Consider the following 24,578-nt stretch of genomic DNA (forward strand, 5'->3'; position numbering starts at 1 on the left):
GGATTCAGCAGAATTAGAAAATTGATGAACATCACTGTTTGTTATGAATTGCTTCCCTCGAGTATTGCTCGAATAACTAATTCTCCTGAATTCTTTTAAATTTAGATTTTTGCTGAATCGATTCAGTTGATATCAGCACTATGTATAACCGGTGCTTGTTGACTCAAACAAGTTAGCCAATGTAAAGCTGGAGAAGCCCCATGCTTAAGCTGGATACAAACAACATTTCATTAGCGCAACACGCATCCAACAAATTGGATGCTATTAGAAACATCGCTCAAAGCCTCACTTCGTCGGGTTTGGTTGAGCAAGGTTATGTTGATGGGATGCTGGCACGAGAAGAGCAAAACTCAACCTTTCTAGGCAATGGTATTGCGATTCCCCACGGAACAACGACGACGCGGGATATGGTCAAAACGACCGGAGTCGCCGTTCACCACTTTCCCCAAGGTGTCGACTGGGGAGATGGAAATACAGTTTTCGTTGCGATTGGTATTGCAGCAAAGTCAGATGAACACTTAGGTATTTTAAAGCAACTGACTAAAGTTTTGGGCGCAGATGGTGTTGAGCAGCGCTTGCGTGACGCTAAAAATCAACAAGAAATTATCGCCCTGCTTAACGGAGATGTACAACTTAGCGCCGATTTTGATGCCTCACTTATCCAACTAAACTTCCCTGCAAGCGATATGGTGCAAATGAGCGCTGTCGCGGGTGGTTTGATTAAAAATACCGGAAGCGCAGGTCCTGAATTTGTCGCTGATCTGGTCACAAAATCCCCAACCCACCTTGGTAAAGGTTTATGGCTAGTCGGCAGCAACAAGCACGTTTCTCGAACTGCTGTTTCGATGGTCTCCACCGCAAATGCTTGCCAATATGAAGGTCAAGACGTTCGTGCATTGATTGCTTTTGCGGCTTGCAATAACGCACATCAACCCATTCTGAATACGTTAAGCGGTCTCGTGTTCAATAATGAACAACAGACGCTACTTAATGCAACTACCGAGCAGATCCTAGCCCTATTGACTGGGGAAGATAGTCTGCCTAAACCTGAGAGCAGCGGCCATAGCGCGGTGTTCAAAATTAAGAATGCGCATGGTTTGCATGCTCGCCCAGGCGCCATGCTGGTTGCTGAAGCGAAAAAGTTTGAGTCCAACATTCGCGTTTCTAACCTTGATGGTGACAGCAAAGAGGTGAACGCCAAGAGTCTCATGAAGGTCATCGCCCTTGGCGTTAAGCATGGTCATCAGTTGCAATTTTCTGCAGAAGGCCCAGATGCGTCACTCGCCCTAGAGTCGATTGGCAAAGCCATTGCTTCTGGCCTTGGTGAAGGTTAAGGGGCAGCAAAATGACCGAATTGAAAACAAACAAAGTCGTGACGATAACGCTCAACCCTGCCCTTGATCTTACGGGTTCTTTGGACACGCTTAACATAGGTGCAGTGAGTCTTGTTGATAAGAGCAGTTTTCATGCTGCAGGCAAAGGCGTGAACGTTGCCAAAGTCCTTTGTGATTTAGGCGCTGAGGTTACAGTGACCGGATTTTTAGGCAAAGAAAACCCTGAACTGTTCCACCAACTGTTTGCCAACCTCAATGTGTGTGATGAGTTCATTGAGGTTGAAGGCGCAACGCGTATCAACGTTAAGCTGGTTGAATCAAGCGGACGAGTCAGTGACATCAATTTCCCTGGTGTTGCAGTAACCGTTGAAGAAATCTCCCAGTTCGAAGCCACCCTATTTCGCTTAGCAAAAACACACGACTATTTCGTGCTTGCAGGTAGCTTACCTCGCGGCGTATCAGAGGAGCAATGCGCGAGTTGGATTGAACAATTGCGAAATCAAGGCAAAAAAGTCTTATTCGATAGCAGTAAGTCGGCATTGCGTGCCGGAATCAACTCGGCACCGTGGCTGATTAAGCCAAACGACGAAGAGTTAAGTGAGCTGACTCAAACCCACCTAACCTCGCCAAGCGAATGCCAAGCCGCGGCGGAAAGCCTAAGCAATAAGGGCATTGAAAACATTGTGGTTTCCATGGGCGCTAAAGGCGTGATGTGGCTCAACCAAGGCGATTGGCTACATGCAGAGCCACCACTTATGCGTGTCGTCAGTACTGTGGGTGCGGGAGATACATTAGTCGCAGGTCTTTGTTGGGGCCACATGCAAAAGATGCCAAAAACGGAATTACTACGCTTCGCTACTGCCCTGTCAGCTATGGCTGTCAGTCAAGTTGGCGTTGGATTAACCAGTCAAGCAGAACTGGAAAACCTCAAGCAACGCACCCAGGTAGCGGAGCTTCACCCTATTACACGCTTAGACAAAAACTAAGGAACAGAAGGTTATTGTTATGAACATTGCAATTATTACGGCTTGCCCTAGCGGGGTTGCCAATAGCATCCTAGCTGCTGGCCTACTTGAACAAGCTGCACAACAGCTAGGATGGACCGCAAACATCGAGTGTCAATCCAGTGTTATAGAGCCAACTTTACTAACCGCAGAACAGATAGAACATGCTGATGCGGTCATCATTGCGGCAAGCACTCCTGTAAACACAGAACGCTTTGTTGGTAAAAAAGTGTATCAGGGAGATATTGCGAGTGTTGCTAAGAATCCAGCAGATTTTCTTCAATCAGCGGCCCAACAAGCTCGTACGCTCGAATACGCGACTAAAGTGACAAACCCAGTGGCCAGTGAAAGCAGCGTGAAAAAGATTGTTGCTATTACTGCTTGCCCAACAGGTGTAGCTCACACCTTTATGGCGGCCGAAGCTTTAGAAGAGGAAGGTAAACGTCGTGGACACCAAATTAAGGTTGAAACACGTGGTTCCGTAGGCGCAAAAAACCAGCTGACAGATCAAGAGATCGCAGAAGCGGATTTAGTCATCATTGCTGCCGATATTGAAGTGCCATTGGATCGCTTCAATGGCAAGCCGATGTACCGCACCAAAACGGGGCCAGCACTTAAGAAGACAGCAGAAGAAATGGACAAAGCTTTTGAACTTGCCACTGTTTATCAGAACTCTGGCAATTCCAATGCTACCCCTAGTGATGAAAAGAAAGGCGCCTACAAACATCTAATGACTGGTGTTTCACACATGCTACCAGTGGTTGTTGCTGGCGGTTTGATCATCGCTCTCTCCTTTGTTTTCGGTATTGAAGCGTTTAAAGAAGAAGGCACACTGGCTGCTGCACTGATGACTATCGGTGGTGGCTCTGCATTTGCGTTGATGATTCCTGTCCTAGCAGGCTTTATCGCGTTCTCTATCGCAGACCGCCCTGGCCTAGCGCCTGGTCTAGTGGGAGGCATGCTTGCTAGCTCTACCGGTGCGGGCTTCCTTGGTGGTATCGCCGCCGGTTTTATCGCGGGTTATGCTGCGAAGTTTCTTGCCGATAAAGTGTCGTTGCCACAATCTATGGAAGCACTTAAACCCATTTTGATCATTCCGTTTGTCGCGACTTTGTTTACTGGCTTAGTCATGATCTACATAGTTGGTGGTCCGGTGTCAGGCATTATGAATGGCTTAACTGACTTCTTAAACAACATGGGGTCAGACAGCGCCGTTCTACTTGGCATTATCCTTGGCGCAATGATGTGTTTTGACTTAGGTGGTCCAGTGAACAAAGCGGCCTACGCATTTGGTGTTGGTTTGCTGGCTTCTCAAACATACGCGCCTATGGCAGCAATTATGGCAGCGGGTATGGTCCCGGCGCTTGGTATGGGGCTTGCTACCTTTATCGCCAAAAATAAATTTGAGCAGAGTGAACGAGAAGCGGGCAAAGCGTCATTTGTACTTGGCTTGTGTTTCATCTCTGAAGGTGCCATCCCATTTGCTGCAAAAGACCCAATGCGAGTTATTCCAGCATGTATGGCAGGCGGAGCCCTAACTGGTGCCCTATCAATGCTGTTTGGTGCGAAGCTAATGGCACCACACGGCGGTCTATTTGTTCTCTTGATTCCAAACGCAATTACACCTGTGTTGATGTATTTGGTCGCGATTGCTGCGGGTACTGCAGTAACTGGCTTTGGTTATGCGTTCTTAAAGTCTCGTGAACAAACGAAACAGGTTCAAGCTCAGGCGTAACCCCCAACGAACATGCTCCTGAACATTACAAGCACCTCAATCGAGGTGCTTTTTTCGTTTGTTTGGTTGGGGTTGCGTGTACGTTTTGCTTACTCACGCTATACTCCCTCTAAGCTGGCAGGCAGTGTGTCCTATTATGCACGGATGCTCACAGTAATTGATTGATGAATCGTATATTATTCATTCCTTATACAACTTTCGGACTATATAATCGGCAATGTTATCTTCTCGCTATAAGTTAGTACTTCAGTTTTTCGTTACTTTTTGCGCACTTGCCATCGTCCCCTCGCTCTATTTCTACAGCGAAAGTCAAAAAATCCATGATACCGCAGCAGTCGCCGTTGAGCAGAGTAATCGAAATAAACTCGAATACTCGAAAGCTGAGTTGCAAGTGACTTTAACCAAGATAAATACGTCTTTGCGTTCACTTGCTTCAAATGGTCTATTCAATCAAGCGATCGTTTCACCAACGGAGTCTAACCTCAATGCTCTTAAAGAGTTTTGGCTGTTAGTCACTCAAACTCAGGGCGTATATGCGCAACTACGTTTCCTCGACACCCAAGGCCAAGAGCTGATAAGGATAAACAGCAGTGAGCGAGTGTCTGAAATCGTTAATGAAGAGCATCTCCAATACAAAGGCGATCGCGATTACTTTCATTATGCTCAAACGCTGCGTCCCGGTGAGCTGGGCGTTTATGGCATCGATTTACAGCAGGAGCATGGCGAATACGTAATGCCTCTGAAACCCGCATATCGGATCATCATTCCTGTCGCGCTGAATGGCGCCGTTCAGGGGTATTTCATTGCCAATTTGGATTTGCCGCGCATTTATAAAGCACTGTCCTACAAAAGAAACAGTGCCAACTTACCAAGCATTCTTGATCAAGATGGTTTCTATTTACTGACCAACACTGGCGACCCTATCTTTGGTAACGTGATTAAAGAGCATCGAGAATCGAATCTGGCCAACCAATACCCTACTATCTGGTCCAAAATAAAAACCACGAATTCTGGCACTGATAGAGAGGGCGATACTTGGATTTCATACTCAAAAACGGAACTCTCTCATGGCAACACCGTAAACAAGGTGATCTTTGTTATTCGTTCGGATGCCAATGCCATGTCAGATATCTCCAGAAATGCGGAGATCAACTTAGCAATTCAAGCAACTTTCCTTTTTGTCATTATTTTCTTGATAACCCTTGGTTTCGTCACTTGGAATTACAACCATGAGAAAAACAGCATGGCGAGTAAAATTGCCCGAGCTGCAATGAATGGTATGTCGGCGATGGTCATAACCGACCACAACAACCGCATTATCCAAGTTAATGAAGAATTTACCCGAGTCAGTGGTTATGAACTAGAAGACGTTATCGGCAAACAGCCCTCGACATTTGCTTCAGGCAAACACAATCAAGAATTTTATATGGAGATGTGGAAAGAGCTTGAGCTCCATGGAATCTGGGAAGGTGAAGTGGTCAATAAGCGTCGTGATGGTTCAAAAATCACGGAAATTTTACGCATTCAAACGGTCAAAGATAAACACAATGTGATTCAGTTTTACGTGGCGTCATTTATTGATATTACCCACCGTAAAGAACTGGAAAACCGATTAAGAGAACTCAGTGAGCGAGACCCGCTGACGGGGCTGTGGAATCGTCGTAAGTTTGATGCTGAGATGTCATCGCTGTCATTAAAAACTAAACGTTATCCAAACAGCGAAACGGCGACACTGGCTCTGCTCGATATTGACCACTTTAAACGCATCAACGACACATACGGGCATGACAAAGGCGATGTGACCATCAAAGAAGTTGCGCGTATCTTAACTAACCATCTGCGAGAGACAGATGTCGTTGCTCGAATCGGCGGTGAAGAATTTGCGATTATCATGCCTCATACTCCACTCAATGAAGCAGAAATCGTGATTAACCGCGTTCGAACTGCGATTCACATTGAAACATCTCTCAACATCACAATCAGCGGCGGTATTACAGAAATTGGTCCGACGGCAGGCAACAGTTACAAACGAGCCGATATTGCTCTCTACGAATCTAAAACGCTTGGGCGCAATCAAGTTAACATTTTGTCAGTGGTCGAGTCCGACTCCATTGCTTAATTTTGGTGCACATCAGAATAATGCCTGCACCAATTTAACTCAGCCTTGTCGTTGCTTTAGTACTTATCTCATTTAAATCATCAGCTTAAAATTTGGCGTGTTTCTTGTACTCATATCCATATGGATCACTTTGCACCGTTATGGAGAACAGAATGCAAGACACGCTCACAATTATCTTAGCCGGTGGAATGGGCTCAAGACTTAGCCCTCTCACCGATCATCGTGCGAAACCTGCGGTACCGTTTGGCGGTAAGTATCGAATCATCGACTTTACATTAACCAATTGTCTGCACTCTGGGCTTCGTCAGATACTTGTCCTCACCCAGTACAAATCGCATTCACTACAAAAACACCTCCGTGACGGTTGGTCTATTTTCAATCCTGAGTTAGGGGAATTTGTCACTGTCGTCCCTCCGCAAATGCGTGGTGGCGGCAAATGGTATGAAGGAACAGCTGACGCCATCTATCACAATTTATGGCTGTTAGAGCGCAGCGACGCCAAGCATGTGATTGTGTTATCGGGCGACCATATTTATCGCATGGATTATGCAGAGATGCTCAAAGATCACATTGTCAACGAAGCAAAACTGACTATTGCGTGTATGGATGTGCCCAGAGAAGAAGCGTCTGCGTTTGGCGTTCTGTCGTGTGATTCAAACCATCAAGTCGACTCATTTATTGAAAAGCCCATTGATCCGCCTTCGATGCCGACCAACGACAGTCGTAGCCTAGTTTCGATGGGCATCTATATTTTTGAGCGCGAGACGCTGCAAGAAGCGCTATTAGAAGATGCTCAGAATGAAGCCTCATCACACGACTTTGGTAAAGACATCATTCCAACACTTATCGATAAACAGTGCGTTTACGGTTATAACTTCTGCCAAGACAGAGGGCGTGTTGCAAAAGACTGTTATTGGCGCGATGTGGGAACAATCGACTCTTTTTATCAAGCGAATATGGATCTATTAGAGCCGATTCCACCGATGAACCTTTATCAATCGAATTGGGGCATTCGCACTTATGAACCTCAATTTCCACCAGCTCGCACTGTCTCTTCGGCTACGGGAAATGAAGGGATTTTCATCAATTCAATGATCGCGAACGGCGTTGTTAACTCCGGCGGCTCGGTACAACATAGCGTTATCTCCTCCAATGTGAAGATCCACGATAGTGCGACCATTGTAGACAGCATTTTGTTTGATGATGTGGAGGTCGGTGAAGGATGTAAACTCGTCAACTGCATCATCGATAAACACGTAAAGATTCCGCCCAATACTGAAATTGGACTCAATCAAGTCGAGGACGCGAAGCGTTTTCATGTTTCTGAATCTGGCGTAGTTGTTGTGCCAGAAAGCTATCAATTCTAGGACAACGAAAACGAAAAAAGCCTTGGTTTACGCCAAGGCTTTCGTTTGATTAATGTTGGTTATTGTGGACACGGAACCTCGTCCCAAAACCAATTTGATTGAGTTGGAGACTCCCAGCTTCCTGGGCTGTTTTTGGCTACAAAGCACTTACCGTTATAGCTGTAGGTTTCGCCGTTAACCGCTTTGGTTGTACCTGGTTCCCATGCTGTCACTGTGCCCGAGCCAGTGTTGCCGCCAGTATCACCCCCAGTATCGCCACCTGTGTTACCGCCGCTCCCTGAGCCTAAGTCAGCTAGTGGAAGATCTGGTTGCTCGAACTTAAAGGCGTAATCTACACCGTTAATATTGACGGTATAGTTTGCAGGACCTGAAATTGGTAAGTAGTAAACCATATCGAGCTCATAAGTGCCGCCCGCAGGTAGCTCTTTCCACGAAGGTAAGCTAAACGCGACTCTGTGCATTGTTCCATCAAGGCCACCAATATTGTTTGCGCGTGTATGACCTGATGCAATAACCGTTAAGCCACCGCCAGACTGATCTTTAGCATTGTCTGGTGCAGATACTGGAATATCAAACTGGAATTCAGTACCACCAGGAATCGCTTGCCCTGTGTTGTTAGTAAACGTCACTTTCGGGTTAATCGGATAGTTTTGATCTCCGACTTTAAAGCCACCAACTGATACTGAAATATCAACTGCTTCGGTCGGAACTGCGCCCGTCGCAATCTTGTTACCATATGGAGTCGCTGACTTAAACTTGTCGTAGATGGCCTTTGTCATGGTGTTACCCATATGGTATTCACCATTACCGGTCGTACAAGCCTGTTCTGTAACATCGACTGACGTGCGTTGCCCGTTAGCATCTAACACGTAACAGTTATAGTCACCTGCCAGCTCCCAGAACATGATGCCGCCGATTTCTTTGTCAATGACATAGTCTGCTTTTACGTTAACTGATGCTTCGTCTTCCGTAGAGAGGAACACAGACTTCTCAGCATTCCAAAGCCAAGGAGCGACAGCAACACTGTCGTAGTTACGTACATATGTGCCAACTAAGCGATCGCTAGGATCATTGACCGGATCCAGTTTGTAAGCATCTGTGTATGTACCCCAAATGCCATGCTCTAGGTTTTTCGCATGCCACATTGGACCTGAACCTGCCCCCATTTCATTTCCTTTAGGGTCAGTGTCGTGCCACATGTTATCGATACCAATTGCGCCGTTGCCACAGTTGTTCTTCTCTCCTTCACCTGTACCTTCAGGACATTGAGATTGATTCGGTAGCGCTGCTCTGCCCCACAAACCGTTGGTTCCGCCAGTTACACCTTGCCAGCCACGAGTATAATATGGGACACCAATGTTGATACGCCCAGCAGGCATAGAGCCTCTAAAGTAGTGGTAAGCCCAGTCAGTGTTTAGATAACCTATACCTCCGTATGCAGCAGTATTGTATACATTCCACTGCGCCAACTCAGAGTCTTCCCCTGTATCGAACAACGCGGCGTTGTGGCCTACGTGATCATTCCACGCACCGTGCAGGTCATAAGACATGATGTTGACGTAATCCAAGTATTTGGTTACATCAAACGTTTCCATTCCGCGTAGAAGGTAACCAGAAGAAGGTGCAGCGATTGTTAGCATGTAGTGAACGCCGTCTTGAGCCGATGCAGCATCCAACTTCTCACGAAGTACTTTCATCAGTTCCTGATAAGATGCCCACAAATATGGACGACGAGGTTCCATAAATGCTTTGTCGTAAGGGTTGCCCGCGCCAGCCATTGAAGTTGGGTATTCGTAGTCAATATCCAAACCGTCAAACTTGTAAGTACGCATCATTTCGACTGCAGACGCTGCAAACTTTTCAATCCCTGCATGGTTGATCGAGCCATCAGCGTTGGTTGTCATGGTGTAGAATCCGCCATCAGCTACGCGGTTACCATCTGCACCAAAGTGCCCACCTGTTTCAGCCCATCCCCCGATTGAAATGAGTGTCTTAACGCCATAGCGCTCTTTGTAAGTCGCAAGTGCACCGAAGTGGCCTTTAAAGCCTAATGTTGGGTCAATATCTACCCCTGCCCACTCTTTGCCCGTTGCGGCGTTGTTCGGATCGTTCACATCACCTAAGTTAACTTTGCCATCTGGCCCAATACCAACGAAGGCGTAGTTAATATGAGTCAACTGCTCCCAAGGAATATCTTTAACTAGGTAGGCCGCTTGAGGGTCATCGCCCGCACGCCAGCTCGTGAAGTAACCAATTACCCGGCGAGGGTGATCAGCGCCCATTTGCTCGCGTCCTTCTTCATCGTAGATCGTACAGTAAGGGACGTTAACGCCTTCAGTTTGATACAAGCCGTCGGGACGACAATTTGCAGCCGTAGGTAAACCAGTTACTTTGAGGGCAACAGCGGTCGAGTTTGTTGATTTGCCAAGGTTATCCGTCGCTTTTGCATAAACGGATAGAGTACCCGCAGCCGTTGTCGCGTAGTCTAGCGTATAAGGCGGTGTTACCGTTGTGCCAACTAATTGACCTGCAACGTAGAAATCTACTTTATCCACTGAGCCATCGCTATCTGCTGCGTTCGCTGTCAGAGTGACCACACTACCAACTTCTACGCTAGCGGATGAAAGTGTCACATCAACGGTTGGGGAAAGGTTACCAGGCTGCGAAGCATCTACAGTAATTGCTGTTGTGCTTACAACGCTTGCTTCACCTTGATCATCAAAAGCGGTAGCGCTTACGCTATGGTTGCCTGCCGTTGCCGTCCAATCAACGGTGTATGGTGCACCAGTTGCATTACCTACGACAACGCCATCGACTTGAAACTCAACACGAGCAACAGAACCATCACTATCACTTGCAGATGCAGCCAGTGCGATCACGGCGCCTTCTGAAATGGAGTCTGTCGCTAATGGTGCAGTAAGTGAAACAACAGGAGGTTCATTGACAACTACACCGCCGTCACAACTTCCTAATGATTTCCAGAAACCCCAAGGTCCTGCGGTTTCAGAAGGGTTATTGCCTTGTGTCCAATAGTTCGCTTGGTACGCTTCGTTTACGTGTTGTACTTGGTCGCCGCCATTATAAACTGAAGTGCTATCCCAGTTGGGTAGCGCACTACAATCCACCGCCGCATAGCTATTGAACGCAATCAGGCAAGACGCGCTTAACGTGCTCAATGTGAACACACGTCTACTCGCATTTCCTTTTGACAGGTGCATAAAGTTGTATCCTTAAGTTATTGTTTCAACGTATTAAATTCTCTGCATATCGAGCAGAAACTTAAAACTCTTTCCAAAATAACCATAGATAACACTGCGAAAATCACACCTAGAAAAAGGTTATATTCCCAATTGTCTCGCAAATGGATGTACATTTATTGCAACGATTTGTTACTTATTTTGCATCAACAACCAAATTCTGATTTATTTTATAAACAAAAAAATAAGCCTCTGAACTGGCTCGCAAAGAGGCTTATTTATCGAGGAGAGTGACTAGATCTCCTATAGGGGGATGTAGTAATTATCAATGAGATCTGTTAATCCTTTTGATTTACTGCAAGCTATTATGAATAATTCTTATTCATATAAAAACAGTAATTATGTAAAGACATTTTTCCCCTTTTAACTTGCGAGTTTTAAACCTTTTGGTGTTTGGTTAAAGTGGCGTTTGTACTCACGTGAAAATTGGGAACTGCTGTTGTAACCCACTAGCCTTGCCGCATCATTGACCTTTTTTCCCTCTAGCTGAATCAACTCTTTTGCTTTGTTTAAGCGTACTTTTTTAATGTACTGAATGGGTGTCTCGAGCGTGACCTCCCTAAAAGCATGATGGAAAGCTGAGGTGCTCATGTTTGCCACTTCTGCCAACGACTGCACAGTTAAGTTTTCCGCGTATTCCTCGTGGACTTTTTCTAACGCCCTCGCCACTCTGGCATAGTGACCGTCGTAGCCTGCCAAGTTGAACAGCACATGCCCTTCTGCACTTTGCAACGCCCGATAAACTAACTCTTCTTTGAGGCAGTCACCGAGTATTTTCGATTCATACGGATCGCAAAGTGCGCTCATGACGCGAATACAAGTGTCGAGCATACCTTTTTCCATCGACACGGACTTCAAACCCAAGTTATCGGTTTGTTGAGATTGCGAAGGTCTAAATCCCAGTTTCTCTAACCGTGCAACTTGACGGTGCAGCATCTGCAAATCGATGTCGATGGAAAGTCCGAGAAGTGGCTCTCCATCTTTCGCTAGTGCTTCACACTCTAATGGCATGGGGACGCCGACAACCAGATAATCTTCAGGACCATAAGCAACGGGCTGATTACCAATGTAGATATTCTTGTGCCCTTGCCCTAGCACGATTACGCCAGACTGATAGACAAATGGCTGACGTGCGTTGCCTTTACTACTACGATAGAACCACACGCCTCCAATGTCAGTGTGATGTATCCCCTCAAGATTGTTCAAATCGTGAAGGTCAACGTAAGTTTGCATCAACGTCGCTAATTTCATTATTCCGCCCTCGTGTAGAACGCCAAGGTAACAGATTTATAGAAATAGGCAATAAATCTAGAGAATTTCACCTATTGCAATGCCGACTTTCACACTAATATGCATAGACAGTCAAAACAAATAAAGATAACTCCTAGACAAGAGGCACTGATATGCAATTTTCTTATGCGAATCCAACACAGATCTTTTTTGGTCAAGGTCAAATCTCTTCAATTACCCAATCTCTTCCAAATGACGCCAAAGTTTTAGTGATTTATGGCGGTGGTTCGATCAAACGCAATGGCGTTTACGACCAAGTGACGAAAACACTTGCTGACTACGAATGGTATGAGTTCTCGGGCGTGGAACCTAACCCGACGAAAGAAACGCTAGATAAAGCGGTCGCAATCGTAAAAGAAAAGAGTATTGATTTCATTCTTGCAGTCGGTGGTGGTTCCGTTATTGATGGCTCTAAATACGTTGCGGCAGCGTCTCACTATGATGGTGACGGCTGGGATATCTTAACTGGCCAATATCAAGTATCGAGTGCAGTTCCATTGGGCGCTATCCTGACGTTGCCAGCGACAGGTTCTGAGTCGAATATGGGCGCTGTCATCACCAAGGCGGAAACACACACAAAACTTGCTTTCCTGTCACCGTTTGTACAGCCAAAGTTTGCGGTGTTGGATCCGGATGTGATGAAAACGCTGCCAGAAAAACAGCTCTTAAACGGCATTGTCGACGCGTGGGTCCACGTTTGTGAGCAATACCTGACAAGTCAACATGGCGCGATGGTTCAAGATGGCTACGCAGAAACATTATTGAAAACGCTCAAGTCACTCGGCGATTCATTTGATCAGCGTGACAATGACCAATGGCGTGCAAATCTAATGTGGTCGGCGAACCAAGCGCTAAACGGCCTGATTGGTTCTGGTGTACCTCAAGATTGGGCGACACACATGATCGGCCACGAAATGACAGCGCTGTGGGGCGTTGACCATGCGCGTTCATTGGCGATTGTTCAACCTTCTCTACTGAGGCATCAAATTGAAGCAAAACGCGCCAAACTAGAGCAAATGGGAATCAATGTCTTTGGTTTGCAGCACAGCGAAGATCTTGCCGAGAAAACCATTGACGCAATTGAGCAGTTCTACGCATCAATGAACGTGGATACGCAGTTTAGTGATTATGAGTCGACCAAAGCTCAAGCCGTTGACGCTGTTGTTACTCAATTATCTGAACATGGCATGACCAAACTTGGCGAGCATCAGCAGATTGGCCTAGAAGAAAGTCGACAAATCTTAGAGCAAGCTATTGCTTAGAGCGGTCACTCCACTTACCCTAAAAGCAGCATCAATATGCTGCTTTTCTTTTTTGAGTTGGTCTTATGTGGTTTGTGATTGTCAGTTTATGTGTGATACATATTTGGAGTATTGAGCACAAAAATCGTTGGCTATTTTACGTTTCAAAGGCAATACCCGTTGTTTTAATGTCAGCGCTAGCCTATCAAAGCAGTGATTCCTACTCAGATTACTCATTTCTTATTGCCTTAGGTCTGCTCGTTAGCGCAATTGGCGATTTATTCCTAATGCACCCTAAAGACAAGTTTTTGCCCGGCCTAATTAGCTTTTTTGTCGCGCACCTTGTGTATGGCTACGCGTTTTTTAGCCAAGCAGATGAGCATTTCACACATTGGGTGCCAGCGATACTGTTTAGCCTTGGTTTAATTATCTACCTGCTGTTATTACCAACTCTTGATAAGATGCGAGCGCCGGTCGCTGTCTATTCGGTTGCCATTCTTTTGATGGCTTGGGGCGCCATTGAAGTGTGGATTGATGTGCGTAACCCGTTTGCAGGATACGCCGCGATGGGCGCACTAGTCTTTATCACCTCGGATGTGGTGCTGGCGGTTGATAGATTTCGAAGCAGCTCGGCGTTTTCTCGTCACGTAATCATGGTGACCTACTATACGGCTCAGATATTACTCACGCTGTCAGCTCTGGCAGAAAGCTATCGATAATCCCTACACCTCATAGCGATAAATAAGATCATCGTATTTAATGCCGCCGATGGTATAGGCATTTGGCTCCCGTTCTTTAAGTTGAAAGCCTACTTTCTCAAGTACTTTGCAAGAAGCAATATTGCCATCTGTCACGATCGCATTGAAGGTTTCTATTGGGAAATGCTGTTTCGCGTATTTCACTAAAGCCAATAAAGATTCCGTACCCATTCCTTTCCCATGAAACTCAGGCAGAAGCAGGTATCCAACTTCAACGCATTCAGTTTTGGTTTCAGAGTGACATAGCCCAGTTACCCCAACAGTATTACCCGATGCTTTGTCTTTAATCACCAAACAAAGCCAATGCTGGCTACCCCAACGCCATAATGGGAGTCGGCTGTTAAAACGCGCGCGGATTTCCTCTTTTGACGGCTTATCAAATGCGTACTTAATCACCTCTTCATCTTGGTGTAAGCGCTCAAACAAACTCCAATCTGACTCCTGAATTGAGCGCATTATAAGATTAGAGGATTCAATGAGTAGCATGAGGTTTCCTTAGTTAATTAGCGATTCTAACGCCTGTCGCGATTGCTGCGTGAGCTCTTCCAAGCGGATGCGATTCTCAAGATAGCAATTTAGTGGTTGATTGTCTTTCTCTATAGATTGGCAAATCTCAAACAATGCAATGAGTCCTAAACTGCCCGCAGATCCCTTCAGCTTATGAGCCAATTGTTTTACCTGATACTCATCGTCAAGGTCGGCTGCTGTGCGAATAGCTTGTAAAATCTCATCGCTACCAACGGCAAAAAGGTCGACAATCTCTGCCATCTTGGTTTCACCCAAAACCGCTAAATCTGACTCAAACACCTTACGTTCAATGATGGTTGTGCTTGTCACGTTTTTCTCCTTGTCTTTTTTGTCTTGGGGAAGAATTAACGACTTACCCTCAAGGCAATTCTGGATCAGTGCACACAACTCATCTTTATCGAGAGGTTTTGGCAAATAACCATCAAACCCCGCAGCAAGATAGCTTTCTACTTCCTCATTGAATACGTGTGCTGACACTGCAACCATTGGCGTCGATGTATCGTCAAGTACTCGCAACTCATTCATCAACTCGACACCGTTGCAATCAGGCAAATTAATATCGAGCAAGACAATATCGTACGGTTGCTGCTCGAAACACTGTTTCGCCGATTTCCCATCAATTGCTGTTTCAACTTCATGACCAAGGCTTGCCAAGAAGCCTTCCGCCACCAGGCAGTTCACGGGATTATCTTCAACGAGCAGCACTTTAGCGATAAGGTCGCAATGAGTCGTTGCATCAATGGCTTCGACTTCGTTGCCCACTTCCAAAGGGATACTAAACCAAAAACGGCTGCCTTTCCCCAAATCAGAATCGACTTGCAACTCTCCACCCATCGCTTCGACTATCTTTTTGCTGATGGCCAAACCAAGCCCAGTGCCCCCTTTTGAGGACAAACCACCCGAAGCTTGCGTAAACGCATCAAACAAGGTCTTTTGCTCGTGAGGGGAAATACCAATCCCTGAATCTGAAACTTCAAACAAAACGTGTCCTGCACGCTCAGGATCATTGGCGACGTATATATCGACATGACCCGAATCTGTGAACTTAATGGCGTTGCCGACCAAATTATTGAGTACCTGACTGATGCGAGTCACATCCCCTTTCCAAAACGTCGTGACGTCAGATTCGATCAATGCGCTCAGTTCGAGTTGTTTTTCTGCTGCTCGCCCACTGAGCAGTTGTTCAACGTCTTCCACCATCGCTTTGAGGTTAAAGTCCTTGGTTCGAATTTCTAAATGTCCCGCTTCGATTTTCGAGTAGTCGAGAACATCATTCAAAATGGCTAACAAAGTGGAACCGCTACGGTTGATGACGTCGACATAACGGCTTTGCTGGCTGTTTAGCCCTTCGTCTTTAAGTAGCCGTGCCGTGCCAAGTACCCCATTCATCGGAGTCCGAATTTCGTGACTCATGGTCGCAAGAAACGCCGATTTTGCTCTGCTTGCTTGTTCTGCCTGAAGTCGTGCTTGAGCGTGATTGAGCACCTCTTCATTGAGTCGTGCATTAGCTTTTTGCAACTGATGGGTACGCTCTGTGACCAGTTCTTCGAGGTGCTCTTTGTGCTCTTCTAACTCGCGCTTGGCTTTTACTTCACTCTCGGCAACGACTTTCAGCGCTTGAGCGGTGTTTCTAGCGGTAATGATCGCTTGCCCCATATGAGCGAGCTCGTCGTTGCCCTTTACCGTAACATCGACTTTGAGTTGCCCTTGTGCGATAGAAGAGAGGGCCGATGAGTATTCCGCTAAACGTTTGACTACCTGAACATACACCACTCTCCAGACGATCAGCACCACAATCAGCATGCCCAACACAGTAATAATGGTCAGTGTAAGTTGTGCATAGTCGAGAGTGGTTTTTAATTCATCGACGGCTCTTGTGGTCGCGACGTTGGATTCATCAACTAAACGGCTTACCGTCGCGTTAAGCTCAGAAAACTGGTTTAAAGTATCTTGCATGAGCTGTTGAGCGGCTTTTTCGTTGCTGTTGCGCTGCTGAAGTACATCAAACACAACTTCACGCTGATCTAATTTGCTCAGTAGATCCGACATTTGAATAGAACGAGTCGGGTCCTCTACCGCTCTGACACGTCGTTTCATGATCTGTAAGTTATTGGTAAATTCTTCTCGGATCGTGTGAATACGCGCTAAATCAGAAATGGTGCGAACTTCTTCAATATGATTCAGCATCTTAAACGCCAACAGATGAAGCTCATGCAGGCGTTCCGCTAAATCCAAGTCGACTTCAACTAGAGTATCTAGCGCTTGATACGCAGTATCGATTTGTTGCTGCTCTAATAGGTCATAGATGTGAGTAACGTTGGCGACTGCGATAGTTGACGTATTCGCGACTTGAGTACGAGTCAGTTGTTCGAGTTCTGATGCAAGTTGGCGAAGCTCTTCCGTTCGGACGAGCAGATCGTCTGCAATAAACAGACGCTTTTCCACCACAATGCCGAGTTGCGCGAGTGTATCAATAACATGTTGAACGTCGCTTTCGAGTTTGGTGAGTAATTTGGAATCAAAAGAGTCAGACCCGAGCTGTTTGATGTGGCTTAATAGCGTTTCCAGTTGCGAAAACAGCTCTTTTCCCGATGCTTGCCTTTGCTGCTCTGTCTTTGCATTGGCTAGCACTTGCACTGAAGAGATAATCCGTGAGCTCAACTCCGAAACTTGCCGAGCTTCAAGCATTGAAGGAATGGCAGTATTGACGACGTTACGTTCTGTTTTCGCGACTGAGCTAAAGCCAAACACGCCGATCAACGCTGATATCAGAACCAGCAATGCCATAGCCAAAAACGCAAACAGCAGCTTACGTCCGATACTGGCCTTTGCTAATAACATCGAGATACTTCACTTTTTAAGTCTGATAGAATGCGCTATATTCTGCAGTGTTTAACCTCCATTTTCCAATGAAATGCACTATGTCTTTGATCTCCTCCGTGACTAAGCTCCTTTTACCAACCGGCCTGTTGATCAGCGGTTTATTTAGCGTTGGCGCTCAAGCGGAAGATCAGCTAAAAATCTGCGCAATCTACCCTCACCTTAAAGATTCTTATTGGTTGTCTGTTAATTACGGGATGGTCGATGAATCACGAATCAACAATGTCGATTTGCGTGTCCTTGAAGCTGGCGGATACTTGAACTTGGAGAAGCAAAAAGAACATTTGCAGCTGTGCGTACGCTGGGATGCGGATGCCATTATTTTAGGAACGGTTGCGCCGGACCTATACTATGACTCTTTGCGCCAATACACTGGCTCAATTCCGGTTTTTGCTACCGTAAACCAGTTAGTACTCGACGATTTTAATCGTACTGTGCTAAAAGGTGAGGTCGGTGTTGATTGGTATTGGATGGGGTTTTACACGGGCGAATACCTCAGTCAAAAGCACCCGAAGGGCTCAGGAGAAACAAACATCGTTTTACTTCCCGGACCTAAATCTAGCGGTGGGACCAAGCCAGTCATCAGAGGTTTTCACTCAGCGATTAAGGACAGCGACTTGCAGATCGTGGATACGCTATGGGCAGATAACGACAAAGAGTTACAGCGTAACCTAGTGCAGCAAGCGATCGAGCACGAAAACCTGGACTATATTGTTGGCAGTGCGGTAGCGATCGAGGCTGCCATCAGTGAACTTCGTAGCGTAAACAAATCGGATCAAATTGGTTTGGTCTCGACTTATTTAAGTCATGGTGTTTACCGTGGTTTGCTGCGATCACGCGTCGAGTTCGCTCCAACCGATAAAATGGTCGAGCAAGGACGCCTTTCCGTCCGTCAGGCGATTGCTTATCTCAATGGCGAACCATACAAGCACAACGAAGCGCCAATCATTGAAGCATTAACACCAAACAAACTTAATCGCCAGGTGATTGCACAGTCGCTGTCACCTTCTGAATATCGCCCTACATTTTATGTCTATAACGAGAACAATTAGGAAGTCTGAATGGAAAAGACAATTCGTACCATCCCTGCACACAAACATGTCGCTCTGGTTGCCCATGATAACTGCAAGCCAGAACTATTGCGCTGGGTTAACGAAAACAAAGAAAAGTTACAACGCCACTTTTTGTACGCGACCGGCACGACTGGATCTATGTTAAGCAAGGAAACGGGCTTAGCTATTAAATCGATGATTAGCGGCCCTATGGGGGGCGACCAACAACTCGGTGCGTTAATCTCCGAAGGGAAAATCGACGTGTTGATTTTCTTCTGGGATCCACTAAACGCCGTTCCTCATGATCCAGATGTTAAAGCCCTACTTCGCATCGCCAGTGTGTGGAACATCCCCGTTGCGACAAACAGAGCTTCGGCGAAGTTCTTGTTTTCCTCTGAGCTGATGGAAAAAGAAGTCGATATCGAAGTGCCAGATTACGAAGCCTATCTAGCGAAACGCACCTAGTACCAAACGCCTGCTCACAGCAGGCGTTTTTCTTTCGCTATTTGGAGCCGCACTCTCTTAGAACTGGCTGTTCGGTAGGTTTATGACCGCGCTGAGTAACCAAATAGACGGCGAATGCTGCAAGTACAAATCCAAGTATCCCCATCGCATCCAACGACTCGCCAAACATCAACCAAGCTTGAATGGCGGTCACTGGTGGCACTAAATAGAAAACAGATGCCACACTCGACGCCGCGCCATGTTTTACCATATATAAGAGCAGCAACACGGCGGCACAAGACAAGACTATAACTAGCCATCCGAGTGTCAGCACAAATTCAACTTCCCATTGAACCGTCATGGTTTCGAACATCAGGGCATAAGGCAAAAATAGAAGCAACGCGGCAAAGTACTGAACCAACGCACTCCCCACCATATCAAGGTCATGACAGTACCGTTTCTGATATAGCGTTCCCAGTGTAATACCAATTAAAGCAAATACACTTACCCCAACCGCCAGAACTTTATCTGTATCAGATTGCCACTCCATTTTGCCGAGTAAGACCAGTGCAATTCCAAGAAATCCGAGCGCCAATCCAAACCACTGAGCTTTTGAAAAGTGTTGATTGGCAAAGCTAACTAACAATACAGCCGTCACGATAGGTTGTGTACCCACGAGCAAAGAACACAAACCTGAAGGCATTCCGAGCCCTATAGCCACATAACTTCCTCCTAGGTAGAAGCCGTGGATCAGTAAACCAACAACAAAAGCATGCCAAAAACCTGCCCCTGTCGGCACGCGACGGCGGAGAAAAATAACAATCAAGGTAAATAGCGCCACATTGGCGATCATTCTTATCGTAAGTAGCGTCGCCGGTTCTGCATATTGCAGCCCAAACCGAGCGCCAACAAATCCAGAAGCCCACAACACAACGAATACAAAGGGAACCATCCTGATAAACATAAACTCACACTAACATTGTTTTTTATTGACTGAAGTTGCTAATGTAATGGGTACACATTCTTTTAGTAGTGACAGTTTGGTTGAGTTTTATGGGTACAGATTTATACAAAGTGAAGCAAAGCAAATATCAGAGCGTTATTGACTATCTGCGAAATGCCATAGAATCAGGCGTATTCCAAAGTGGAGACAAGCTTCCTTCTATCAGGCTACTTAGTGAACGACTGTCTGTGAGCAAAAACACTGTGATACGTGCCTATCAAGAGCTCGAAGCGATTGGCGTTCTTGAGGCTGTCTCTAAGTCGGGCTACCGAGTGCTCGCAACAATAGAAGAGAAGATAGAAACGGTCGCGCCGTCTGAGGTCGATTTGTTGGGTGTATGCAAAGAAATTCTATCGTATCCTGATTACAAGGAGCTCTTGCCAACAGGCTCCGCTCACCCCTGTATTGATGCGCCCGCTATTCGGTCTCTATATGCTGAAATTGGCAGACAGAGTCGTCAACAAGCAAACATTCTCAGCCATTATCAGCTTCCTCCCGGTGAACCATTGCTCGTAAAACAACTCGCCAAGTTAACTCAGGAACTAGGTACACCCGCGCCAATTAGCGAGTTGCTAGTCACCCATGGTGCACAACAAGCGATCAGTTTAGCGTTACGAGCAACGACTCAACCCGGAGATATCATCGCCGTTGAATCTCCTTGCTACTTCGGCACTTTATTGCTCCTTGAGTCTCTGGGCTTGCAAGCGGTTGAGATTCCGAGTTGCCCACGTGATGGCATTAAAATTAACGCATTGAAAGAGGCCATTTCCCGTTGGGACATTCGAGCCATTATTGTGACACCCAATTTTGCTAATCCCACCGGCGCCTTAATGCCTCTCAATGCGCGACGCGACATACTTACGACCCCTTCTACGATTCCAATCATTGAAGATGACGTGTTTGGCAGTTTGAGCTACCAACCTCCGCTGCCCAGCATTCGCTCATTAGACACAGAGCAACGTGTCATCTACGTGAATTCATTGTCCAAAAACCTGGATTCGCGACTGAGAATTGGTTGGATGCTCGCTGGTCAGTATCGACAAACGATCGAAAAACTCCTGCTTTGCGACAACATGGGGAGCTTAAATTTGATGCAGTCCGCCGTCGGAACGTTTCTAAGTTCGGGAAAGTACAAGGCGCACCTTACAAGGATGACCCGTCTTTATCAGAGCAATGTTAAGCAGTTTTTGAATCAGTTCCATCAAAGTGCGAGTCAATATCCAAAACTGAATGGTCGTTATCGAGTCGTTCCTGTTTCTGGCTCATTTCTCTTATGGATTCAGCTTCCTGAGCAAACTGATTGCTTTGCTTTATATCGAGAATGCAAAGCCAATAAAGTGAGTATTTTGCCTGGCTCAGTATTTGGTACTTCGGGGCAATACCAGTACTACTTTCGTATTAGTGTTGCCAACCTTAGTTTATATCGAAACTGGAAAGAGGGTGTTGAATTGTTGGTCAAGTTAGTAGAACAGCACGTTGAAGCTTAATAATGAAATTGCTATTGATTCGATTTATAGGATTTTACCGTTTAATAGTGAATTGCTTCCCATTATTTGGACAAACCACTACCCGTCAGAAATACCAAACGGTACGTTAGACTAAAATAGAATAGCTAGTAAGTTTTAAGACTAGTAGTTTAGATAACCATAATAGAAAGAATAACTAGCAACCTTAGTTCGCTCTTTTGCTGCAGGAGTAACTCACAATGACCAAACCTAATAATGAAGAGACGCTTTGCTGCCCGCTTTGCGGCAGTGATGAATATTTACTATCTAATACGAACAAATTTCTCTGTGCTGAATGTGGATCTTTTTTCGAAGACGTCGATAAAATAATCGTTCATCAACCTCATGTTCAGCTGTTGATCCATCAACGGTTAAATCGACTCGCCACCCATCACGCTTATCACTAATTTTTGTTTAAAGGCCACGTAAATTGTGGCCTTTAATCTTAAACACACTGTTCTAACTCTTTTAAATGGCGAATCTTTTCAATGTTAAGTTCATGAGTGCGTTCATTGATACCAATTAAATGGACCGTTTTAACGCCCGCTCTAACTCCTGCTTCTAGGCCTTTTGGCGTATCATCAACATACATACACTCTTCAAGTCGAAAACCCATGTTCATCGCGCTGTACATCACCAAATCAGGCTCGGGTTTCCAACTGTTAGTATCAAACGCTGAGAATATTTTGCCCTTAAATTGAGGCAACAACCCCGTCAGCTCAAGTGCTCGTTCGATTTTGACTCTTGGTCCATTTGAGGCAACACAATACTCTATCCCTCTGGTATCGAAGTAGTCGAGCACGTCAAACACACCTTCCATTGGTTGTAACTGCGCATCAAATAGTCCATCTAAGTAATCTCTATAGACGGGCTCGAGCTTATCAATAGACACTTTTACATCCAGACGTTGTTTCGTCATTGATAAAATGTCGGCCAGCTTTCCCCCTTCAAAGTGACTGATGGCATCCTCCATCGATAGCTTTGCGCCAAAATGGTTGAACGCTTGGCACAACGCTTCACAGCACAAACGCTCACTATCGACAAGCGTGCCGTCACAATCGAAAATTACACATTTAATTTGAGGTTTTGTCATTATTATTACCTTCTTAATTCGCCATGAGAAATAATAAGCGAGAAGAGGTAAGTTCGCATGATTGGCTTAACAGAATCTGAATAAGCGCTCCATTGAATATAAAAATTCAATGGTGAGTCACTGTTTGGGGATAATTGAACAGAGTTACACCGCGATAGATAATTGCTCTTTTACGGCGTCTGGATAGCAATGTCGTATCGCAGTAAATTCTGCATAGTGCTCAATTAGAAGAGACGCCAACTCTGGGTCAAACTCTTTACCGGCCTGATGAATAAAGTGCGCTTTGACTTCGTCGTTTGTCCAAGCGCGTTTGTAACAGCGCACGCTCAGAAGGGCATCGAAGACGTCGGCAATGGCTGTGATTCGTGCAAAAATATGAATTTGTTGGTCAGATAGGCCATTGGGATAACCAGTACCATCCCACTTTTCATGATGCTGATATGCGATGATTGCCGCCATCTTAAACATCTCCCCTTTGGAGCTGCTAAGTAAGCTGTAACCAGCATGAGTATGCGTTTTCATTACTTCCCATTCGTCAGCAGTCAATTTTCCCGGTTTATCGAGAATCGCCTCAGGGATGGAGATCTTACCGACGTCATGCATCGGACTGACAACTTCAAGCATTTCAATTTCGCGATGAGTCAACCCAGCAAGCTTTCCCAAGTGTGCGGATAGCTTTGCAACTCGCTTTACGTGGTTTCCTGTCTCTCCGGAGCGCGTTTCTATAGCCTCTCCAAGAACATGTATCATTTCTTTCTGCACTTGCATGGTTTTCTTTTGCAACTCAACGATCTTACGACTCTTTAAATTGAGCTCTCTCTTTTGATTGATCGTTCGAGATTGGTTAATGATGACCGCGAGTAAACAGAAGAACGAGACTAATGAATACCCTATCGTTTCGATGTTATCTCTAACATAGCTTTTTGGCGGGTTTAGTAGTATCACGTCATCTGGTAGGAGTTCTTGATCAAGGTTATGTTTTGTGAGTGCTTCATATTCGACCACCGCCCGAGATCCGGAATGTGCGATATCAAGGCCCGACATATCAATCGATAGAGAGCGAGCCAACTCTACAGCCATTTGCTCACCGATATCCTCTGGTCGGTTGACCACGCCTCCAACCACACCGTGATTGATGTAGAACTCCCAGAAAACAAAAATTGGTGCGGCACTTTTTTCCGCGAGTGTATGCGCAATTTGTTCGTAACTGTAGTAGTGACCTTTGTCGACCTCTGTATTGTAGTGTGAAAGTATCACCGCATCTGTGTTACCCAATGTCGTCAACCATTGCGCCGTATTTTCGAGGCTTTTCCCCTCCACAATCGTAAACGGAATATCAGCTAGACGACTGGTCTCGAGCTCTTGCTCAAACGCTGTTTTGATTAAGCTCGCCGTGTGACTCGAGTCAGTCAACAAATAAAGGTTTTTCCAGTTTTGATTTAACGAGTCGAGGAAGTTTAACGTTCCTTGAATGTCATCGCGTTCATAGAGGATCTTTGCCTTGTCGGTTACATGATCGAGAGAAGCAGAGAAATCGTTGACGCCACCGGCAATGATAGGAAGGCCGGCAAATGGATTGGGTGACCAGCGACTAACAAGTCTCTGAGCATTGTCGTCGGTAAGGAGAACCGCATCAAAATGGTAGTTATCGTATTTAATCGCAAAGTACTGCTTAAATGCATCGAGATAAGTTTGAGAAGTAATGCGCTTGGTGTCTAAGTACTCTATTGAGAGTTTAACGGGTTCTGGATACTGATTCGTAATCCGCTCAATACCTTGTTGGAACTGAGTTGTCCATTGGTATGAGGGCTCATAAGAGTGGATGATGAGTACATGTTTAGGTTGCCAATGCTCAACGTGAGCAAAAGCGGAAGGAGTGCAGACCGCAATGAGTAAATAGACAAACCGACGCAACAGCAAGGTGAAAGATTCTTATAACGATGGAGATGCCACAGACTAACATATTGA

The 24,578-nt window shown here is 45.8% G+C and carries 17 protein-coding genes; 10 read left to right on the plus strand and 7 right to left on the minus strand.

Annotated features, from left to right (window positions below; translation table 11 throughout):
- Nucleotides 1-200: 200 nt before the first annotated feature.
- From fruB to glgC, 5 genes are all read left to right on the plus strand, one after another.
- On the plus strand, nucleotides 201-1,334 hold the full coding sequence (gene fruB / locus OH458_RS11415) for a fused PTS fructose transporter subunit IIA/HPr protein (RefSeq protein WP_269978428.1): 1,134 nt from the start codon (nucleotides 201-203) through the stop codon (nucleotides 1,332-1,334).
- 11 nt (nucleotides 1,335-1,345) lie between these two features.
- A complete protein-coding gene (gene pfkB, locus OH458_RS11420) occupies nucleotides 1,346-2,320 on the plus strand; it encodes a 1-phosphofructokinase (RefSeq protein ID WP_269978429.1) in 975 nt (324 codons plus the stop codon).
- A 19-nt stretch (nucleotides 2,321-2,339) separates the two neighbouring features.
- On the plus strand, nucleotides 2,340-4,073 hold the full coding sequence (gene fruA, locus OH458_RS11425; RefSeq protein ID WP_269978430.1) for a PTS fructose transporter subunit IIBC: 1,734 nt from the start codon (nucleotides 2,340-2,342) through the stop codon (nucleotides 4,071-4,073).
- 217 nt (nucleotides 4,074-4,290) lie between these two features.
- Nucleotides 4,291-6,192 (plus strand): sensor domain-containing diguanylate cyclase, encoded by a 1,902-nt coding sequence (locus OH458_RS11430; protein WP_269978431.1) that lies wholly within the window; start codon nucleotides 4,291-4,293, stop codon nucleotides 6,190-6,192.
- Nucleotides 6,193-6,332: 140 nt separating this feature from the next.
- A complete protein-coding gene (gene glgC / locus OH458_RS11435; protein WP_269978432.1) occupies nucleotides 6,333-7,559 on the plus strand; it encodes a glucose-1-phosphate adenylyltransferase in 1,227 nt (408 codons plus the stop codon).
- Nucleotides 7,560-7,618: 59 nt separating this feature from the next.
- Here glgC and OH458_RS11440 read toward each other — a convergent pair whose 3' ends face one another.
- The gene (locus OH458_RS11440) at nucleotides 7,619-10,777 is read right to left on the minus strand and encodes a chitinase C-terminal domain-containing protein (RefSeq protein WP_269978433.1); all 3,159 of its coding nucleotides are present in this window, start codon (nucleotides 10,775-10,777) and stop codon (nucleotides 7,619-7,621) included.
- Between the two features lie 402 nt (nucleotides 10,778-11,179).
- The gene (locus OH458_RS11445) at nucleotides 11,180-12,067 is read right to left on the minus strand and encodes an AraC family transcriptional regulator (RefSeq protein ID WP_269978434.1); all 888 of its coding nucleotides are present in this window, start codon (nucleotides 12,065-12,067) and stop codon (nucleotides 11,180-11,182) included.
- A 152-nt stretch (nucleotides 12,068-12,219) separates the two neighbouring features.
- Between OH458_RS11445 and OH458_RS11450 the strand changes: the two genes are divergently transcribed.
- Both OH458_RS11450 and OH458_RS11455 read left to right on the plus strand, forming a co-directional pair.
- Complete coding sequence (locus tag OH458_RS11450) at nucleotides 12,220-13,368, plus strand: iron-containing alcohol dehydrogenase (RefSeq protein WP_269978435.1); 1,149 nt, start codon at nucleotides 12,220-12,222, stop codon at nucleotides 13,366-13,368.
- A 65-nt stretch (nucleotides 13,369-13,433) separates the two neighbouring features.
- Nucleotides 13,434-14,066, plus strand: coding sequence for a lysoplasmalogenase (locus tag OH458_RS11455; protein WP_269978436.1), 633 nt, complete (start codon nucleotides 13,434-13,436; stop codon nucleotides 14,064-14,066).
- Nucleotides 14,067-14,069: 3 nt separating this feature from the next.
- On the opposite strand, the gene OH458_RS11460 is transcribed toward OH458_RS11455, so the two are convergent.
- Nucleotides 14,070-14,591, minus strand: coding sequence for a GNAT family N-acetyltransferase (locus OH458_RS11460; protein WP_269978437.1), 522 nt, complete (start codon nucleotides 14,589-14,591; stop codon nucleotides 14,070-14,072).
- A gap of 9 nt (nucleotides 14,592-14,600) precedes the next feature.
- Nucleotides 14,601-17,474: a TMAO reductase system sensor histidine kinase/response regulator TorS gene (gene torS, locus OH458_RS11465; protein ID WP_269978438.1), complete on the minus strand. Its 2,874-nt coding sequence runs from the start codon at nucleotides 17,472-17,474 to the stop codon at nucleotides 14,601-14,603.
- A gap of 80 nt (nucleotides 17,475-17,554) precedes the next feature.
- Here torS and torT point away from each other — a divergent pair, with 80 nt between their 5' ends.
- The gene (gene torT, locus OH458_RS11470) at nucleotides 17,555-18,565 is read left to right on the plus strand and encodes a TMAO reductase system periplasmic protein TorT (protein ID WP_269978439.1); all 1,011 of its coding nucleotides are present in this window, start codon (nucleotides 17,555-17,557) and stop codon (nucleotides 18,563-18,565) included.
- 9 nt (nucleotides 18,566-18,574) lie between these two features.
- Entirely contained in the window at nucleotides 18,575-19,030 is a 456-nt protein-coding gene (locus OH458_RS11475; RefSeq protein ID WP_005471369.1) for a methylglyoxal synthase, read from the plus strand.
- Nucleotides 19,031-19,067: 37 nt separating this feature from the next.
- Here OH458_RS11475 and OH458_RS11480 read toward each other — a convergent pair whose 3' ends face one another.
- Nucleotides 19,068-19,973 carry a DMT family transporter gene (locus OH458_RS11480; protein WP_269978440.1) on the minus strand — a complete coding sequence of 302 codons (906 nt, stop codon included), beginning with the start codon at nucleotides 19,971-19,973 and terminating at the stop codon, nucleotides 19,068-19,070.
- 89 nt (nucleotides 19,974-20,062) lie between these two features.
- Between OH458_RS11480 and OH458_RS11485 the strand changes: the two genes are divergently transcribed.
- Entirely contained in the window at nucleotides 20,063-21,499 is a 1,437-nt protein-coding gene (locus OH458_RS11485; RefSeq protein ID WP_269978441.1) for an aminotransferase-like domain-containing protein, read from the plus strand.
- Nucleotides 21,500-21,962: 463 nt separating this feature from the next.
- On the opposite strand, the gene OH458_RS11490 is transcribed toward OH458_RS11485, so the two are convergent.
- A complete protein-coding gene (locus tag OH458_RS11490) occupies nucleotides 21,963-22,610 on the minus strand; it encodes an HAD-IA family hydrolase (protein ID WP_269978442.1) in 648 nt (215 codons plus the stop codon).
- A gap of 144 nt (nucleotides 22,611-22,754) precedes the next feature.
- Complete coding sequence (locus OH458_RS11495; protein WP_269978443.1) at nucleotides 22,755-24,530, minus strand: HD domain-containing phosphohydrolase; 1,776 nt, start codon at nucleotides 24,528-24,530, stop codon at nucleotides 22,755-22,757.
- Nucleotides 24,531-24,578: the final 48 nt, after the last annotated feature.

The organism is Vibrio sp. MarTm2 (genome assembly GCF_027587055.1).
In the GTDB taxonomy this organism is placed as follows: Bacteria; Pseudomonadota; Gammaproteobacteria; order Enterobacterales; family Vibrionaceae; genus Vibrio; species Vibrio sinaloensis_D.

Bases quoted from the DNA above. Each gene is read 5' to 3' on its own strand.
- fruB (WP_269978428.1), top strand. From the start codon at position 201: ATGCTTAAGCTGGATACAAACAACATTTCATTAGCGCAACACGCATCC.
- pfkB (WP_269978429.1), top strand. From the start codon at position 1,346: ATGACCGAATTGAAAACAAACAAAGTCGTGACGATAACGCTCAACCCT.
- fruA (WP_269978430.1), top strand. From the start codon at position 2,340: ATGAACATTGCAATTATTACGGCTTGCCCTAGCGGGGTTGCCAATAGC.
- OH458_RS11430 (WP_269978431.1), top strand. From the start codon at position 4,291: ATGTTATCTTCTCGCTATAAGTTAGTACTTCAGTTTTTCGTTACTTTT.
- glgC (WP_269978432.1), top strand. From the start codon at position 6,333: ATGGAGAACAGAATGCAAGACACGCTCACAATTATCTTAGCCGGTGGA.
- OH458_RS11440 (WP_269978433.1), bottom strand. From the start codon at position 10,777: ATGCACCTGTCAAAAGGAAATGCGAGTAGACGTGTGTTCACATTGAGC.
- OH458_RS11445 (WP_269978434.1), bottom strand. From the start codon at position 12,067: ATGAAATTAGCGACGTTGATGCAAACTTACGTTGACCTTCACGATTTG.
- OH458_RS11450 (WP_269978435.1), top strand. From the start codon at position 12,220: ATGCAATTTTCTTATGCGAATCCAACACAGATCTTTTTTGGTCAAGGT.
- OH458_RS11455 (WP_269978436.1), top strand. From the start codon at position 13,434: ATGTGGTTTGTGATTGTCAGTTTATGTGTGATACATATTTGGAGTATT.
- OH458_RS11460 (WP_269978437.1), bottom strand. From the start codon at position 14,591: ATGCTACTCATTGAATCCTCTAATCTTATAATGCGCTCAATTCAGGAG.
- torS (WP_269978438.1), bottom strand. From the start codon at position 17,474: ATGTTATTAGCAAAGGCCAGTATCGGACGTAAGCTGCTGTTTGCGTTT.
- torT (WP_269978439.1), top strand. From the start codon at position 17,555: ATGTCTTTGATCTCCTCCGTGACTAAGCTCCTTTTACCAACCGGCCTG.
- OH458_RS11475 (WP_005471369.1), top strand. From the start codon at position 18,575: ATGGAAAAGACAATTCGTACCATCCCTGCACACAAACATGTCGCTCTG.
- OH458_RS11480 (WP_269978440.1), bottom strand. From the start codon at position 19,973: ATGTTTATCAGGATGGTTCCCTTTGTATTCGTTGTGTTGTGGGCTTCT.
- OH458_RS11485 (WP_269978441.1), top strand. From the start codon at position 20,063: ATGGGTACAGATTTATACAAAGTGAAGCAAAGCAAATATCAGAGCGTT.
- OH458_RS11490 (WP_269978442.1), bottom strand. From the start codon at position 22,610: ATGACAAAACCTCAAATTAAATGTGTAATTTTCGATTGTGACGGCACG.